The organism is Arthrobacter sp. AG258, from assembly GCF_004364695.1.
In the GTDB taxonomy this organism is placed as follows: domain Bacteria; phylum Actinomycetota; class Actinomycetes; order Actinomycetales; family Micrococcaceae; genus Arthrobacter.
On the sequence record NZ_SOBI01000008.1, the window covers coordinates 180,101 to 195,908 of the forward strand.

The following is a 15,808-nucleotide window of genomic DNA, read 5'->3' on the forward strand; positions in this document are numbered from 1 at the left end:
GGGGCTGATCGGCTAGGATCGAACAGGTACAGGGGTAGTTGCAGTCAGGGTTCGGCCGTGCGCGGCGCCTGATTGGCGGTTGCGTCATTGAGGCCGGCAATCCCGGACAGTCTAGGAGGAACACGTGTCCAACCCGATCGATGTCGGATCAGTACTGGGTGGCCGTTACAAGGTCACAGCCACGGTATTGGCCTCCCACGACCACGATCTGGTGCTGGACGGCGTGGACCAGGTCCTTAACCGGCCGGTCAGCATCCTGGTGGCGGGCCCGGAAAACACCGAGCAGGTTGCCCAGAGCGCCCGCGAAGTGGCCACCGGCGAACGCCCCGGCACGGTACAGGTATTGGACCTCGGCGTCACCGAAGACACCACCTACCTCATCACCAACCACACCTCCGCCGCAGACCTACTGGATCTTGTGGTGGCATCCAACCCGCCCTACGTCGAACCGTTCTTCACGGACACGCTGGGCAGTGAGATCTTCGGCCAGGCCCGCTCCCACGAACCCGAGCCCTACGACGAGGAAGACAACGTCGACGCCGGGTACATCAACTACGCCGACTCGCACCCGAGCCAGGTTGATCCTTATCCTTCGGCGCCGGCCGCGCCGCCAAGGCCCACGGTCCGGCCCGCAAGCCAGGCTCCCGCTGTTCCCCCGGGTTCAGGCCGCACCGGTGCCGCTGGCGCCGCAGGTGCAGGTGCAGGTGCAGCAGCAGCCTCGGCGGGACGACGACCGGCCGACGTGGATCCCGATGCCACTGCCGCCCAGCCCGTACAGCCTGCAGCCGAGCACGCCGGCTTCGAGCCGGCAAACACTGCGGATACGGACACCGGTCCAACCGACACCACCCAGGCACATCCACAGCAGTCCGTTTCGGACGGCAAGCCGAAGGTTTCCTTGTGGTCTGACGACGACTACGCCCAATCGGGCGACGACGACGATCACCAGGACGGCGACGCCCCGCAAGAGCCCCGCAGCGGCAACGGCAGGTCAGCCCTGTTTGCCCGTGCGGCGGCCCCGGCCGCTGCAGGCACCGCATTTGCCGATCGCGACGACGACAACGACCATGATGAGTCCGACGACCAGCCCCGTTCCATGCGCTGGCTGGTTGGCGGCCTCCTTGCCGTTGTGCTGATTGCAGGCCTGATCTTCGCCGTCACCAACCTTGGCAGCCTCTTCACCCCAGGGCAGCCCCAGGCCAAGTCCACTCCGCCCGCCAGCACCAGCGCACCGCAGGCGTCTGCATCGGCCACCCAGGCGGCCCCGTCAGCTCCGCCCGCGGTACCGCCCGCTATTGAAAGTGTGACCCGGCAGGGGAACTTCGACTTTGCTGCCACATTCGATGGCGACCTGGTCAAGGCTTACGACGGCAACAACGCCAGCTACTGGTCCGACATGGAGTTCGCCACGGAGAACTGGGGTGGCCTGGCCCCGCAGGGAGTTCCGCTGGTGGTAAAGCTGAAGAGCAAGGCAACGGTTTCTTCCATTACGCTCTCCCAGCTCGGGGGATCCGGCGGCAACATCACCGTGTACACCAACGACCAGCCATCCCTGGATGGAGCCAAGTCCATTGGCACCAGCAGTTTCACCTCCACGGACCTGAACATGCCCCTTCCCGAGCCGGTCCAGGCGCAGTACGTGCTTGTTTCCATCAATTCGCTTCCCAAGCTGGCGGCTCCAAAGACCCGTTACGGTTACGGTCTCCGCCTGGCAGAAATCAAGGTCCAGTAAGCCCCGACGCCGCGGTTGTTACAGCCGCGACAGGCGCCGCGCGCGGGGAATGTAATCTGGAAAGAGCGCCCTGCGAAGGATAGTCCTGTACCTTTTGCGGTGGTTCACCTTGTCCGGGCGCTGGAATATTCAGCACGCGGGCACGGTTGTGCCATGTGGCCGGCCTCCAAAGGGAGGCGAGTCGAACAAGGAAGAGGTTCACGTTCCAGTGACCATCGCAGAAAACACGGCGTCCGACGTACGTGATGTCATCATCGTAGGCTCGGGACCGGCAGGGTACACGGCGGCCGTGTACACCGCACGGGCAAACCTCAAGCCTCTGTTGCTCGCAGGTTCAGTGACTGCAGGCGGCGAGCTGATGAACACCACGGACGTGGAAAACTACCCCGGTTTCCCTGAAGGAATCATGGGGCCGGACCTGATGGAGAACTTTGAGAAGCAGGCCGCCAGGTTTGGAACTGAAATCCAGTTTGAGGATGTCACCGGGCTCGACCTCCAAGGACCGGTGAAGAAAGTCACCATCGGCACGGGGGAGACCTTCAGCGCAAAGGCCGTCATCCTTTCCACCGGGTCGGCCTACAGGGAACTGGGGCTTCCCAACGAAAAGCGCCTGTCCGGACATGGTGTCAGCTGGTGCGCAACCTGCGATGGTTTCTTTTTCAAGGACCAGGACATTGCCGTCATTGGCGGCGGCGACTCAGCAATGGAGGAGGCCCTCTTCCTCACAAAGTTTGCGAAATCCGTAACGGTTGTACACCGCCGTGATTCGCTCAAGGCTTCCAAAATCATGGCGGACCGTGCACTCGCACACGAGAAGATCACTTTTGCGTGGAACAGCACGGTAGAGGACGTTCTCGGCGAGGACAAAGTCACCGGACTGCGGTTGAAGAACCTGGTGGACGGGTCAGTGTCTGAGCTTGCCGTTACGGGTGTCTTTGTCGCCATCGGCAACGATCCCCGGACCGATTTGGTCAAGGACGTCCTGGAATTGACACCCGAGGGCACCATCGCCGTGGAGGGCCGGAGTTCCCGGACAAGCCTCCCGGGTGTGTTCGCTGCCGGCGACGTTGTTGACCCGACGTACCGCCAGGCAATCACCGCTTCCGGTTCAGGATGTGTTGCGGCTATTGACGTCGAACACTACCTGGCCGATCTGCCCGCATAATCCGCGACACTGTTATCCGAAGAGAAAGACAAGGTTATGAGCAACGCAAAAGATGTAACTGACGCAAGTTTCGGCACTGACGTCCTGTCCTCCGAAAAGCCTGTCATCGTCGACTTCTGGGCTGAGTGGTGCGGCCCCTGCCGTAAGCTTGGCCCGATCCTTGACGAGATCTCGGTCGAGTACAGCGAGAAAGTCGACGTCGTCAAAGTCAACGTGGATGACAACCCGGCAATCGCTGCCGAATACGGCATCACCTCGATCCCGGCCGTCTACCTGTTCCAGGGCGGCGAAGTGAAGAGCACTGTTATCGGCGCAAAGCCGAAGCAGTTCTTTGAGAAGGAATTCTCTGACGTCCTCTCCTGAACTGCAGCCTATATGGCTTGACCTGAAGTAGGTCAAAGAGTGGCTCCCGTCGCCTGGCGGGGGCCACTTTTTTGTCCAGTGCCTGCCGTGCTTGAGCGCCTACTTCTATCCAACCCTGAATTCGGCACTGCTTGGGTGACCGTAGATCGTTCTTGACAGGTTCGTTTCACGTGAAACACCTTCGCGCCCGGTCCCGTCTAACTGACCCCATTGGACGTGGCCCCTTGTCGATGGTTCTGACCTATGTAAGACGTGGGGCATAGATGCGGGGGAACTTTACCTCCCAAGGGGAGTCTCTGGCTGCCTGCTACGCCACGCCGGTGCGGTGCCGAATAGGCATCGCGTCTCACCAAGCTGTCGGAGGCCGCCATCTCTACATCGCGGGACACTGGCACGGTAGCGTACGAGGGTGCGCAAGATGTGAGCCGGAGGTGTGTGAGGCGCCCGCGGTTTCACGTGAAACATCGTAGACGCTGTCACCCCAATGGCAAGCGCCGATGCGGTCATAGGATCGCGTGCCGTCTACGGGACACAGCGGAGGGGAGTCTCGGCTTGGATAGTGCGAATCGAGTCATTTGGCATATATTTCTGCGCAAAGCTGGAGATTGCTTGTGCTTCCTGTGAGAAGCCAATCATCAAGTGCACACATCGAGAACGGACGATTGATACTTCTGGTCTCATTCCCATCGTCCTACGAAGTCCAAGATCAAGCTGAAATCGCAACTGGCATCGGCGACCGCGCGAACCGGTGAGCTGAAAATTGCTTAGGCCCAGACGAAAAACACAAATGTACAGCGCCTCCATCCATGGCCCGGGGAGATTGCTTTCCTGCCTAGCTCCTTCACAACTTGACGCTTCGAATCCTGCTCCGGACCCAGGCATACACGCTTCAGCCGGCAAGAATGCGGTCCATGCGGGGACGGGGTTCTCAGACAGACCGCCCTCGGACCTTCAAGGTCGCTTGCCTAGGGCTTGGGGGGAGACCAGGCGGAGCCGCGCCCCCTCTTTACGCTTTCCTGACCCGGACCAGCGGGCCCCACCCGGTGACACGGACGCATGAGCCAGATCCTCGTCGGGTCGTGAGCTCGCCCAGGGGGCGTGCAGCGCTGTCACCGGTACACCGCGTCAATGATCGAACGGCCCTCCAACGCATCGGATCGATGCCGAGCCTGAGAGCTCTTTGGTTCGTCGTCGTTGGCTCGCAGTTCAGCGCACACGCCCTTACACGGCAGTCATCCCGACGCGGCTATTCATTGGTGACTTCACATTGCTCGCGTACGGCCGCTGAGGTCGACTTGGTCTGGGAGAGGGTCGATGTTTCACGTGAAACGAAGGCGCGCTCCGATATCCCTTTTGATCTTATGGGTGGGGTGGGAGCATGCCGCTGCCTGCATCCGACTGGTATTGGGAGTTGGCTCGTCCAAGATCTACCTGCGGGGCACCGCTGGATTGGCCGTGAGCGGTGCGACATGAAGACTCCGCCTCTTACACGGGCGGCATTCCTGAGGCTCCTCACGCGGAACAGTGTTCGCCCCCATGGGCTCCGGCTGGGGCAGTTCAACTTCGAAGATACCTTGGATCTCGAATCCACCCCGGATCCAAGTTCCCCTCTTGGTCAATTTGCAGCGACATCACCGAGGGCCTTGAGCTGGCAACCGATCCGCTCTTTGGCAATCCCGCCTTGAGTTATGCACGCGTTATCCACAGGACCTCTGTCGAGTTATTCACAGCGATATCCACAGGCGGCCTGATCATCGATTCCAGGGATTCTCAGATCCTCAACGGCCTATTCGAATCCCAAGGTGTTCGTCTAGACACCATGTCCGCCTATTCGCGGGAACGACCGCGCGAGGGTACGAGCTGATCTAGCTCATACACGCCGGAAATGTCGTCATTTTCCACTCAAAATGTGCGCTTATCGCTGCCGTGCAATGCCACACGATGTTTCACGTGAAACGCCGTCGCCGCGGTCACGCTTAGGGGTTACGTTGCCGCAAGGTTTGTAGCCTTCCCGCAGCAAGTCGCGACGCACAAGGCGCTGCGAAGCTCTGGATAAGGGACAGAACTTATTCACAAAGTTATCCACAGGGATATCCACCTTTACTCTGCCGCCGAACGAAGCAGATGAAACGCTCCGGGGGATCGCCCGTTGCGCTCCGGGTATTTCCAGGGTTCACCGGTGCCGATACATTCGCGCCGAGCTAGGCGGCCTTCTCGGTGCAACACCATTGCTTCAAACAACGCTGCCCAACGTCGACGCACGGCGTACAGGCGATTCTTGAGATTCTTAAGGACAGCAGCCTCCCGCGACGCCAATCCGACGTGGAAGACCTCCGCCCGGCAAAGTGTCGGTTGGGCGCCGTAACGAAGGAACTACACCTCCGTGAAGCCTCGAACCTCCGTCCCGGAGCGTAGTTTCAACACCGCCGAACAATAGCCATCGGCAGCTCTGTAGTCGGCAGCGCCGCTAGGAGGTAGTGCATTGCCACACGCCTTGCCTCTGTGCCAAACCCAGAATGGGTTATCCAGGACGACGCCGAAGGCCGGGGGACAGGGTCATCGGGGAGCAGGTATCGAAGGCTAGGGACTCACGGTGCCCATGCTCATCGCAAGGATTCCGTGCAAGTAACCGCGCCAACTCGTTCCGTGGTGGCACACGCCCCAGGGCAGCGTCGTGGCGATATTGATCCGCCTTCCACGAGACTCTTCCACGACCTAAGCAAACACCGTATGTCTGTTCCCATATTGCGTATTGAGCGCACTCAACAACAGCAAGACGGCTTAGGTCATACTCCTGATCATTGCGGGGCCAACGCGCCCTCGCAGCTCTGCTTCTGCACTCCAACTCACTGAGCGAGTGCCCAATGCAGGACTCCTCAGGAACTACTGATCACCAACGAAGACCGTGGAACCCATGGTCGAACGCTGCACTCGATGCACTTCCCATGTGCCCCGCTAAGAAGCACGGGACGCTGTGGGACATCCACGCCACACAGTGATTTCAGGGGTGGTGGATCGGAAACATCCTTCCTTGCCGGCCACGAGGTCCGCCCCGCTCTCGGGTCCATCCGCAGTGCAGCGCGTGAAGCTGGATGCGCATGCTCCGCCGGCTCTCTCACGGGATTTCCGACTCCCCATGCGAAAGACAGTATCGACTAGGTGTGTTTCACGTGAAACATATCTAGACTGCGCCGGCCACCACCCGGAGTTGCGCCGTTTCACGTGAAACATTGACGGGCAGTGCAAGGCGGACAGCTACGGTCTCCGCACACACGGAACCACACGGATGGCTACTTTCGACAAGCACATCCCAATAATCCAACGCCAAACAAAGCAGCTGAGAAGGAGCAGTACTACTGCATACATCAGCCGAACTCTCCCGTATCGGGGCACTCGACCAAATCGCACAGCCGCATTTTGATTATGCACCACTTGCCTGGTGAGATACGACACCTGTGTCACGAGATGATCGGCGACACCAGCCTGGTGATTTCTTTTCAGGTGGGTCCTTGGCTTCGTGCCACAAGGACCCGCGAATGATCAGTGTTAGTGATGCCCGGTTCACAGCAGTCCGTTAACAGCGCGATGCGGCTTCGGCGAAGTCGGTGGCCCTACAACGCGCGCAAGAACCGCAGAGCTGGCATTTCACCCGCCTAAGGACACAAACGTCTTTGCGGACACAACCGTGTTTCGATTGACGGGAATCCATCACCAGGTAGCCCAATCGAATAGTCTCAGTAAAACATGATGACATTCTGCGGCAGGACCATGGCATTTAGGCCTGCCGATGACAGAAGCACATTCGCCCGCGAACTATGGCACTCAGGCCCATGTCCGCACACCCTTGAGAAGAGTAAACCGGCCGCGGATATAACCACAAGGTAGATGCAATTGGCCGGCACATCAAGGAGCGCAGCACATTGCTCGCGTTTCACGTGAAACAACGGACGGAAGTGCACTGGTAGTGCGGCTCCGACACCTCTAAAAATCGTCTTCCATCCACACATCTCTGTGCGCCGACGTCAGTAGGGTCTCGACCGAACATCCGGAAGCAGCGGTTCAGCTGCACCAGGAGAGCCGCTGAAGAGCCGAGTGCCTTCCAATAGCCCTGATCCTGGGCCTGGTATTCGCCCTATGGGCCCTCACGGGGACCGCAAAGCCCCGATCCGACGGTTTGCCACAAACTACCCGCACCACCCCCGACCAGCCCAGAGAACGCCGGCTGTACGTCCTACGCCCAGCGGAACGTGGGCAAACCCAGACTAATATGCCCGCGAAGCAGGCAAAGTACATCCTTGCCGCCACATCCGACGGTCGGATGCGGCAATGCTCCATAGCGGGGACCCAGTAAGCAGGCAGACGAATTCGGGCCATGACGGGTCCTAAACCGAGTCAGTTCTCGCCAGCCCCGGAGACCTCGCATCCGGGGGCCGTCTTGCCGACCGTCCCAGGAACGCAAAGAGGCCCGATTCGCAGTGAATCGGGCCTCCCTAGGCTCCAGTAACGGTGAGCGCTAGTTGGTCGCTCCCGGCGCCAGCACATCCATGATTCGGTTGAGGTCCTCTACGCTGGCGAACTCGATGCTGACTTTACCTTTTCGGACGCCAAGGGAAATCTTCACATTGGTGTCCAGCCGGTCCGAAAGCGATGACGCCAAGTAGTCGAGCCGTTCATGCCGCGCCCCGGGGCGGGGAATGTTGTTTTTGGCCGGTTTAGCCGGGTCCTGGTAGAGCGTGACTGCTTCTTCAGTGGCGCGCACGGACATGCCCTCGGCCACGATCTTCTGGGCGAGCCGTTCCATGGCCGCTGCATCCGGCAGCGAGAGAAGAGCACGGGCGTGGCCGGCCGACAGGACGCCCGCGGCTACGCGGCGCTGCACGAGCGGCGGCAACTTCAGCAGGCGAAGCGTGTTCGACACCTGGGGACGCGAGCGGCCGATCCGGTCAGCGAGCTGCTCGTGGGTGGTACCGAAGTCCTCGAGAAGCTGCTGGTACGCCGCCGCCTCTTCCAGGGGATTCAGCTGGCTGCGGTGCAGGTTCTCCAAGAGGGCATCGCGCAGCAGGTCGTCATCGGTGGTGTCACGGATGATGGCAGGAATGGTCTCCAGCCCTGCCGCCTGGACCGCCCGCCAACGGCGCTCACCCATCACCAGTTCATAGGGTTCACTACCAGATTCAGTTGATGTACGAACGACAATTGGCTGCAGGACTCCGATTTCACGAACGGAGTGCACCAGCTCGGCCATGTCGTCTTCATCAAAGACATTTCGGGGCTGCTTACGGTTGGGGTGGATGTCGCCTACCGGCAATTCCGCGAACCGTGCCCCTGGTACCTCAACCAACTCAACGCCGGATTCCGGGGCCGCTGATGCCTCCACCTTATCCGCTGCGCCGGCTTCAGCCGGTTGGGGTGCCTTCGCCGGTGGCGTTGAGGCGGCGGGCCCATCCGCAGCCTTGGAGCGCAGGCCCGGCGCCTTCTTGGCAGGGGCCTTCGTGTCGGCTGCCGCGTTGGCGGCCGCGGCCGTTTTGGAGGGCTTGTCGGTGGCCGTCGATTTTGCGGGGGTAGTCTTCGCTGCGGAAATCCGGGCCGAGGGAGCCTGGCCTTCTTTTTCCTGTGCCTTGGCTGCAGCCGGCGGTGCAGGCTGCTCTACGGGTTCGGTCTTCTTCCGGCCTTCCGGAAAGAACAAGTCCACTGGCCGCGATTGCGCTGCACCGTTGGCAGAACCATTGGCTGCGGCGGAACTTGGAATCAGCGCGCCAAGACCGCGGCCTAAGCCCCGTCGCTTCTCGCTCATGGGTAAATCCCTCCAGTGGTGAAGCCAGGATGACCCGGGCCTCCATGCGTTGCGGTATTGAAGATTCTAGCGTTCCGCTATTTCAGCGGCGGCTTCCAGATAGGACAGGGCACCACTCGAGGACGGGTCGTAGGTCATGACCGTCTGCTGGTAGCTGGGCGCTTCAGAGATCCGCACCGAGCGGGGAACGACGGCGGAGAGCACCTGTTCAGGGAAGTGCTGGCGCACTTCAGCAGCAACCTGGGCAGCGAGGTTGGTCCGGCCGTCGTACATGGTGAGCAGGATCGTTGAAACAACGAGGTCCGCGTTGAGATGCTTCTGGATCATCTCGATGTTCTTGAGGAGCTGGCTGAGGCCTTCCAGGGCGTAGTACTCGCATTGGATAGGAATCAGCACTTCGCTGGCGGCGCAGAAGGCGTTGACTGTCAGGAGGCCGAGGCTGGGCGGGCAATCGATAAAGACGTAGTCGAGGCGCTCTTCGCCGTTCTTTTCGCGGGTTTTGGCGTACACGTCGATAGCGCGCCGCAGCCGTTGTTCCCGGGCGACCAGGGAGACGAGCTCGATCTCGGCACCGGCCAGATGGATGGTGGCCGGGGCGCAGATCAGCTTCCCGATGTCCGGGCACGGAGCCACAACATCCGCCAGCGGGATGTCGTTGATCAGGACGTCGTAGATGCTGTCCACATCGGCGTGGTGTTCAATGCCGAGGGCGGTGGAGGCGTTTCCCTGGGGGTCGATATCGATGACCAGGACGTTGAGTCCGGCGGCCGCAAGGGCTGCGGCAATGTTTACCGTCGTCGTGGTCTTGCCCACGCCGCCCTTCTGGTTGGAGACGGTGAAGATCCGGGTCTGCTCCGGACGCGGGAGCTGGCGACCCATCAGGCGTTCCCGGCGTTTGGTCTCGTGTGCGAGCTCACGGGCGATAGGACTCGAATCGTCAATGGCATCGATGACGTTCGACCTACCGGAAGAGGTTGTTTCACGTGAAACTCCGCTTCCAACGGCACCGGTGGCCGGCCGTGGATGGTTCCCGCCCCGGGCCGGGGCCATTCCCAAACCGGCCAACCCGGACCCAGCGACGGAACGTGCCGACCCCAGAGACACAAACGGCGGGATCCGTTGTGCGGAGGCTTCACTACTCGTCACTGGGGCACACTCACTCTCGTTCAGCCAATTTTGCTGCCGTTGTCTAGCCTAACTGCTCCACCCGTCTGACCACCGTCAGTGGGCCCACTTTAGGACTTCTTTTGGGACTTGTTCACTACGATGCGCACCACGGTGGTGGGCTCTTCAAGGATGTTGTCACCGACGGTGACCACCGATGTCTGCACACCGCCAAGTTTGCGGATGACCTTCGCGGCCTTTTCGATCTCTTCCCCGGCACTGCGGCCCTTGATGGCCACCACCTCACCGTGTCCGGCGAGGAGCGGGATGGTCAGGCCTGCGAGGTTCGTCAGGGCTGACACGGCACGGGCCGTGACCACGTCGGCGTCCACCTGCCCCACGGCCAGTTCGGCCCTGGTACGCATGACGGTGACGTTGTCCAGGCCGAGGTCGTCCACCACTTCCTGGAGCCAAATAACCCTTCGTTCGAGGGGTTCGATGAGCGTCAATTCGAGGTCTGGGCGGGCAATGGCGAGGCAAAGGCCAGGCAGGCCTGCGCCGCTTCCGACGTCGGCAACGTGGCTTCCCTGGGGGATCTCACTTTCGATGACCGCGCAATTGAGCACGTGGCGGCTCCACAACCGGGGAACCTCGCGGGGCCCAATCAGCCCGCGTTCGGTCCCGGAGGTGGCCAGGTGCTCAACATAGCGTTTGGCCAGGTCGAGGCGGTCGCCGAAAATCTTCTCAGCAGCCCGAAGCTCTGCTGCCGTGATATCAACCATGGTTATCGTGCTGGCACTCTCTAGTCTGCGGAAACAACAATGTGGCGTCCGGAGCCTTCACCCTCGGACTCACTGACCAATCCGAGGTCAGCCACGGCGTCGTGCACGATCTTGCGCTCGTAGGCACTCATCGGCTCAAGGGCAACCGGCTTACCGGTCTCCTTGACGGATGCTGCGGCATCTTCGGCGATCTTCTGCAGGTGGCCGGTACGTTCCTGGCGGTAGCCATTGATGTCCAGCACAAGCCGTGAACGGTTCTCCGTAGCGGAGAGTACGGCCAGCCGGGTGAGCTCCTGGAGAGCCTCAAGCACCTCGCCGTCTTCTCCTACCAGGCCTTCGAGGCCCTCGGTTTCTTCCTCCGCGACGATGGAGATGTAGGTGCGGCCGTTGCGGACCTCGATGTCGATATCGCCGTCGATGTCGGCGATGTCCAGCAGTTCCTCCAGGTAGTCTGCGGCGACGTCGCCCTCTTCCTCGAGGCGGCTGGCCGCAGAGGCCTTAGCGGGGGACTCGTCCTGGTCTGCAATCTCTTCGGAAAGGACGTGTTCGGTGCTCTCGGCTGACATTACTTCTTCTTCCTGTTCTTACGCTGGGGCTGGACGCGCTGTCCCTTGGCTTCCACGGCGGCAGCCGCGGCGGCGTCGGCTGCTTCATCCCGCTTGCCGGTGAGGACGGAAAGGGCCGGCAGGCCCTTGGCTGCGCGGCGTTCGGCGAGGGCCTTGGCAGCGGGGGATCCCGGCGTCGGCATGCGGCGGATCACGAAGAACTGCTGTCCCATGGTCCAGAGGTTGGTGGTGGTCCAGTAGATCAGAACGCCGATGGGGAAGTTGATGCCACCCACGCCGAAGACTACCGGCAGGATGTAAAGCATCATCTTCTGCTGCCGCATGAATGGGCTGGCCATGGCTTCTTCAGACATGTTCTTGGCCATGATCTGCTTCTGGGTGATGAACTGGGACGCCGTCATGGCCAGGATCATCACGATCGAGAGCACCACCACGGCTGTGTTCCCGGCACCGCCGTGCAGCAGGGCGGCGGACAGCGGCGCACCGAAGATGCTGGAGGCATCGAACTCCACTACCTGTTCGTGGCTCATCGCACCAATGCCGGCTCCCTGGTCTTTCGCCTGGGAAATGCCCGAAAGCACCTGGAACAGTGCGAAGAAGAAGGGCATCTGGATCAGCATGGGAAGGCAGGCGGAGAACGGGTTGGTGCCGTGCTTCTTGTACATGGCCATCTGTTCCTGGGCCATGGCCTGGCGGGACAGCTGGTCCGTCTTGCCCTTGTACTTGTCTTGCAGCTTCTTCAGGTCGGGCTGCAGCAGCTGCATGCCGCGCTGCGCCTTGATCTGCTTGACGAATACGGGGATCAGGGCGGCACGGATCACCAGCACCAGTCCGATGATGGACAGAGTCCAGGTCCAGCCGTTTGCGGCGGGCATGCCGATGGCGCTCAAGCCATCGTGGAATCCAATCATGATAATGGAAACCAGCCACTTGAACGGGGCCATGATTGTTCCAAAGAAGTCCATACTTATCCCTATTCGTCAGGCCGCACTGCGGCCTTCTTCATCAGTCCGAGCAACCAGGTACCGGTCCGGATTGTTCAGCACAACAATTGTGGGGGTTCGGCCCGCAGGCCATTCCCGGCCGCCGGCGGGGACGTGGTCCACTCCGCCGGCATTCCATGGGTGGCAGTGGCCAAGGCGCCTGACTGCGAGCCAGCTTCCCTTCACAGCGCCGTGTACGGTGACCGCTTCAAGGGCATAGGCCGAGCATGAAGGGAAGAATCGGCAGACGGGGCCGTACAAGGGAGAAACCACCTTGCGGTAGGCCATCAGCAAGAGAATGAGGATGTTCCGGGGCAGGTTCCAGAGGAACTTTGCGACGGCGGCGGTCACGTTCCGGATGCGGGCGACGGCGGCAGTGGTGCTAGGCACGCGTTGTCCCCTCCCGTGTTGTACCGGCCGAACCTTTGGCGGCAGGCCGTGGTGGCCGTCCGGCCAGCCGGTTCTGCGTTGTTTCCAGTGCTGCGTTGTAATCCGCCAGCAGTTGATCCCAACTGGCAGACGCGGAGGCGGGCAGTGCCCGCACCACGATGGCGAGTCCAGTTGCGTGTTCACTCAGTGAGGCGGCAGCCGCTTCCCTCAGTCTCCTCTTAACGAGGTTCCTGACCACGGCGTTCCCTACACTCTTGGAAACAATGAACCCGATCCGGCTGGGTTCGTCGGCAGCGATGGCTGCCGCATATAACACTACGTTCCGGCGTCCATTGCGGACACCGGAACGTACGGTTATTGAAAAATCGGTTGCAGTCCTCAGGCGGTTGCGGGCGGCCAGCACCTTAAACTCGCAAAGGGATGTCTACCGACAAGTCAGTTATTTAGGCCGAAAGCTCGGTGCGGCCCTTGCCACGACGGGCTGCCAGGATGGCGCGGCCGGCACGGGTACGCATACGAAGGCGGAAGCCGTGCTTCTTGGCTCGACGGCGGTTATTCGGCTGAAAAGTCCGCTTGCTCACGTTAGTTACTCCAGTGGATCAAAGGTGCGCCCACCCGATCAATATGGGGAAGAACTGGCCGACGCTAAGTTTTGTATATGCACGCTTCCCCCGGCTGTCCAAGCGCACTGCGCCTGGAAGTTCAGATGGGGCCAAAAAGCGGACACAAAGGACTTCACAACGTTAGGGCAATTCGAGGCCCCGAGTCAAACCGGGAGGGCCCTGCGGTGCTATCCCCAGCTGTGCCTAAGTATCCCAACAGGCTGTGGATGAAGTGGCTCACAGGGGCCTCCAAGGAACCACAACCGTGTAATTATCCACAGCCGGATAGCCAGCTATCTTCTAGGCTTTTGATCCCCTAGAGTGTCCCAGTAGCCGATTATCCACGGACTGTGCATAACCCTGTGGATTAAGTTGGGCCAGCAGCCTGGTTCCGGACTTGGGCTGCAGGCAATGCAGGCATAGCAAGTTTTGAGGGAACCGATTGATGACAGTAGACGAAGCCAACCACGCCAATACTGTCGGAAGTTCCTGGCGCCGGGTTGTCAGCCTGCTGGAACAGGACCACCGTGTTTCACCGCGCCAGCGGGGTTTCGTCATCCTCGCCCAGGCCCAAGGCCTGATCGGCTCCACCCTCCTGGTGGCCGTCCCCAACGAGCTCACCCGCGAAGTGCTCCAGACCCAGGTCAAGGACGCCCTGGACGATGCTCTGCACAATGTCTTCTCCGAGGACATCCGCTGCGCCATCGACGTCGACACCGATCTGGTGCCCATCCACGAAGAGCCCGAACCCGTCGTCGAGCCTGCGTTCGCGCCGGACCAGCTGATCGAACAAAAGCCGCAGCCCATGCTGCCCAGCACGTCGCATGAATTCGGCCGGCTGAACCCCAAGTACGTCTTCGACACGTTCGTCATTGGTTCCTCCAACCGATTTGCCCACGCAGCCGCCGTCGCCGTTGCCGAGGCACCCGCCAAGGCCTACAACCCGCTGTTCATCTACGGCGACTCCGGCCTCGGCAAAACGCACCTCCTGCACGCCATCGGGCACTACGCCCGCCGGCTCTACAGCGGGATCCGGGTCCGGTACGTCAACTCCGAAGAATTCACCAACGACTTCATCAACTCCATCCGGGACGACGAAGGCGCCAGCTTCAAAACCACGTACCGCAACGTGGACGTCCTGCTGATCGATGACATCCAGTTCCTGGCCGGCAAGGACCGCACGCTGGAGGAGTTCTTCCACACGTTCAATTCGCTGCACAACAACAACAAACAGGTGGTCATCACCTCGGACCAGCCGCCCAAGCTGCTCGCCGGGTTCGAAGACCGGATGAAGTCGCGGTTCGAATGGGGACTGCTGACAGACATCCAGCCGCCGGAACTCGAAACGCGCATCGCAATTTTGCGGAAAAAGGCGCTCAGCGAGGGACTGTCGGCACCTGATGACGCCCTGGAGTACATCGCGTCGAAGATTTCCAGCAACATCCGCGAACTTGAGGGCGCCCTGATCCGCGTCACCGCCTTCGCCAGCCTCAACCGGCAGCCGGTGGATGTTGCGCTTGCGGAAATGGTCCTCAAGGACCTGATCACTGACGACGGTGCACAGGAAATCACGTCAGCGCAGATCCTCCAGCAGACCGCTGACTACTTCAAGCTCAGCATGGAAGAGCTCTGCAGCAAGTCCCGCACCCGGACCCTTGTCACCGCCCGCCAGATCGCCATGTACCTCTGCCGGGAACTGACGGACATGTCGCTCCCCAAGATCGGCCAGGAACTCGGCGGCCGCGACCACACCACAGTGATCCATGCCGACCGCAAGATCCGTGAGCTGATGGCCGAACGCCGTGTGATTTACAACCAGGTGACGGAACTGACCAACCGGATCAAGCAGCAGCAGCGCGACTCCTGAATCCACACCGGGCCACGCACTCTATACCTTATTAACAGGGGCATGTGGATAAGCCTGTGGATACTTAAGGGGACAAGCGCGCTTAATGGGCTTAAAACCCTTAAGCCGTCTGTGGATCATCAAAAATGCCTCTTTGGGTTGTCCCCATCCACACCCTGTTTAAAACCCAGGTAACGCACAGTCCGTGAACAGGGCTTAACCCCGGAAACGTGGGCCAAGATCGGGTTATCCACAGTTTCCACAGCAGTTATTAACACTACGAATCCCAAAAAATTGAATTCCCTCAAACAACAAGATCCATCGGCACCTCCACCTGGCGGGCCCTCCGGCCCCTGGAAGGGCCGGGCCGGGTGCTTGGGGATGGGTTAATCGCGGATCTTCCGGCTAAGCTGTCAGCAGCGCTCCCATCCCTGGGTTTTGTGTGGTTTCCGTCTGCACGGACCATGCACCGGCCGCGGCG

General features: G+C 60.8%; 12 protein-coding genes. 4 read left to right on the plus strand and 8 right to left on the minus strand.

What is annotated here, in order from left to right; translation table 11 throughout:
- The first annotated feature begins 124 nt into the window (after positions 1 to 124).
- The 3 genes from DFO47_RS17120 (at position 125) to trxA (ending at position 3,260) form a co-directional block, all read left to right on the plus strand.
- The gene (locus DFO47_RS17120) at positions 125 to 1,732 is read left to right on the plus strand and encodes an ABC transporter substrate-binding protein (RefSeq protein WP_133832419.1); all 1,608 of its coding nucleotides are present in this window, start codon (positions 125 to 127) and stop codon (positions 1,730 to 1,732) included.
- A gap of 208 nt (positions 1,733 to 1,940) precedes the next feature.
- Entirely contained in the window at positions 1,941 to 2,897 is a 957-nt protein-coding gene (gene trxB / locus DFO47_RS17125; protein ID WP_133832420.1) for a thioredoxin-disulfide reductase, read from the plus strand.
- 36 nt (positions 2,898 to 2,933) lie between these two features.
- Positions 2,934 to 3,260, plus strand: coding sequence for a thioredoxin (gene trxA / locus DFO47_RS17130; RefSeq protein WP_018762822.1), 327 nt, complete (start codon positions 2,934 to 2,936; stop codon positions 3,258 to 3,260).
- A 4,513-nt stretch (positions 3,261 to 7,773) separates the two neighbouring features.
- On the opposite strand, the gene DFO47_RS17135 is transcribed toward trxA, so the two are convergent.
- From DFO47_RS17135 to rpmH, 8 genes are all read right to left on the minus strand, one after another.
- Positions 7,774 to 9,054 carry a ParB/RepB/Spo0J family partition protein gene (locus DFO47_RS17135; RefSeq protein WP_133832421.1) on the minus strand — a complete coding sequence of 427 codons (1,281 nt, stop codon included), beginning with the start codon at positions 9,052 to 9,054 and terminating at the stop codon, positions 7,774 to 7,776.
- A gap of 66 nt (positions 9,055 to 9,120) precedes the next feature.
- Positions 9,121 to 10,200, minus strand: coding sequence for a ParA family protein (locus DFO47_RS17140; RefSeq protein WP_269208836.1), 1,080 nt, complete (start codon positions 10,198 to 10,200; stop codon positions 9,121 to 9,123).
- Between the two features lie 89 nt (positions 10,201 to 10,289).
- Complete coding sequence (gene rsmG / locus DFO47_RS17145) at positions 10,290 to 10,940, minus strand: 16S rRNA (guanine(527)-N(7))-methyltransferase RsmG (protein ID WP_018762818.1); 651 nt, start codon at positions 10,938 to 10,940, stop codon at positions 10,290 to 10,292.
- Positions 10,941 to 10,960: 20 nt separating this feature from the next.
- On the minus strand, positions 10,961 to 11,506 hold the full coding sequence (locus DFO47_RS17150; RefSeq protein WP_109044848.1) for a R3H domain-containing nucleic acid-binding protein: 546 nt from the start codon (positions 11,504 to 11,506) through the stop codon (positions 10,961 to 10,963).
- Entirely contained in the window at positions 11,506 to 12,471 is a 966-nt protein-coding gene (gene yidC / locus DFO47_RS17155) for a membrane protein insertase YidC (protein ID WP_018762816.1), read from the minus strand. The genes DFO47_RS17150 and yidC overlap by 1 nt, the downstream gene beginning before the upstream one ends.
- Positions 12,472 to 12,486: 15 nt before the next feature.
- Positions 12,487 to 12,879 (minus strand): membrane protein insertion efficiency factor YidD, encoded by a 393-nt coding sequence (gene yidD, locus DFO47_RS17160; protein ID WP_018762815.1) that lies wholly within the window; start codon positions 12,877 to 12,879, stop codon positions 12,487 to 12,489.
- On the minus strand, positions 12,872 to 13,282 hold the full coding sequence (gene rnpA, locus DFO47_RS17165; RefSeq protein WP_081624186.1) for a ribonuclease P protein component: 411 nt from the start codon (positions 13,280 to 13,282) through the stop codon (positions 12,872 to 12,874). Before rnpA ends, yidD begins: the two co-directional genes overlap by 8 nt.
- A 40-nt stretch (positions 13,283 to 13,322) precedes the next feature.
- The gene (gene rpmH, locus DFO47_RS17170) at positions 13,323 to 13,460 is read right to left on the minus strand and encodes a 50S ribosomal protein L34 (RefSeq protein WP_003800212.1); all 138 of its coding nucleotides are present in this window, start codon (positions 13,458 to 13,460) and stop codon (positions 13,323 to 13,325) included.
- 466 nt (positions 13,461 to 13,926) lie between these two features.
- Between rpmH and dnaA the strand changes: the two genes are divergently transcribed.
- Positions 13,927 to 15,348: a chromosomal replication initiator protein DnaA gene (dnaA, locus tag DFO47_RS17175; RefSeq protein ID WP_018762814.1), complete on the plus strand. Its 1,422-nt coding sequence runs from the start codon at positions 13,927 to 13,929 to the stop codon at positions 15,346 to 15,348.
- The last annotated feature ends 460 nt before the right edge of the window (positions 15,349 to 15,808 follow it).

Bases quoted from the DNA above. Each gene is read 5' to 3' on its own strand.
- rsmG (WP_018762818.1), bottom strand. From the start codon at position 10,940: ATGGTTGATATCACGGCAGCAGAGCTTCGGGCTGCTGAGAAGATTTTC.
- trxA (WP_018762822.1), top strand. From the start codon at position 2,934: ATGAGCAACGCAAAAGATGTAACTGACGCAAGTTTCGGCACTGACGTC.
- DFO47_RS17135 (WP_133832421.1), bottom strand. From the start codon at position 9,054: ATGAGCGAGAAGCGACGGGGCTTAGGCCGCGGTCTTGGCGCGCTGATT.
- DFO47_RS17150 (WP_109044848.1), bottom strand. From the start codon at position 11,506: ATGTCAGCCGAGAGCACCGAACACGTCCTTTCCGAAGAGATTGCAGAC.
- yidC (WP_018762816.1), bottom strand. From the start codon at position 12,471: ATGGACTTCTTTGGAACAATCATGGCCCCGTTCAAGTGGCTGGTTTCC.
- dnaA (WP_018762814.1), top strand. From the start codon at position 13,927: ATGACAGTAGACGAAGCCAACCACGCCAATACTGTCGGAAGTTCCTGG.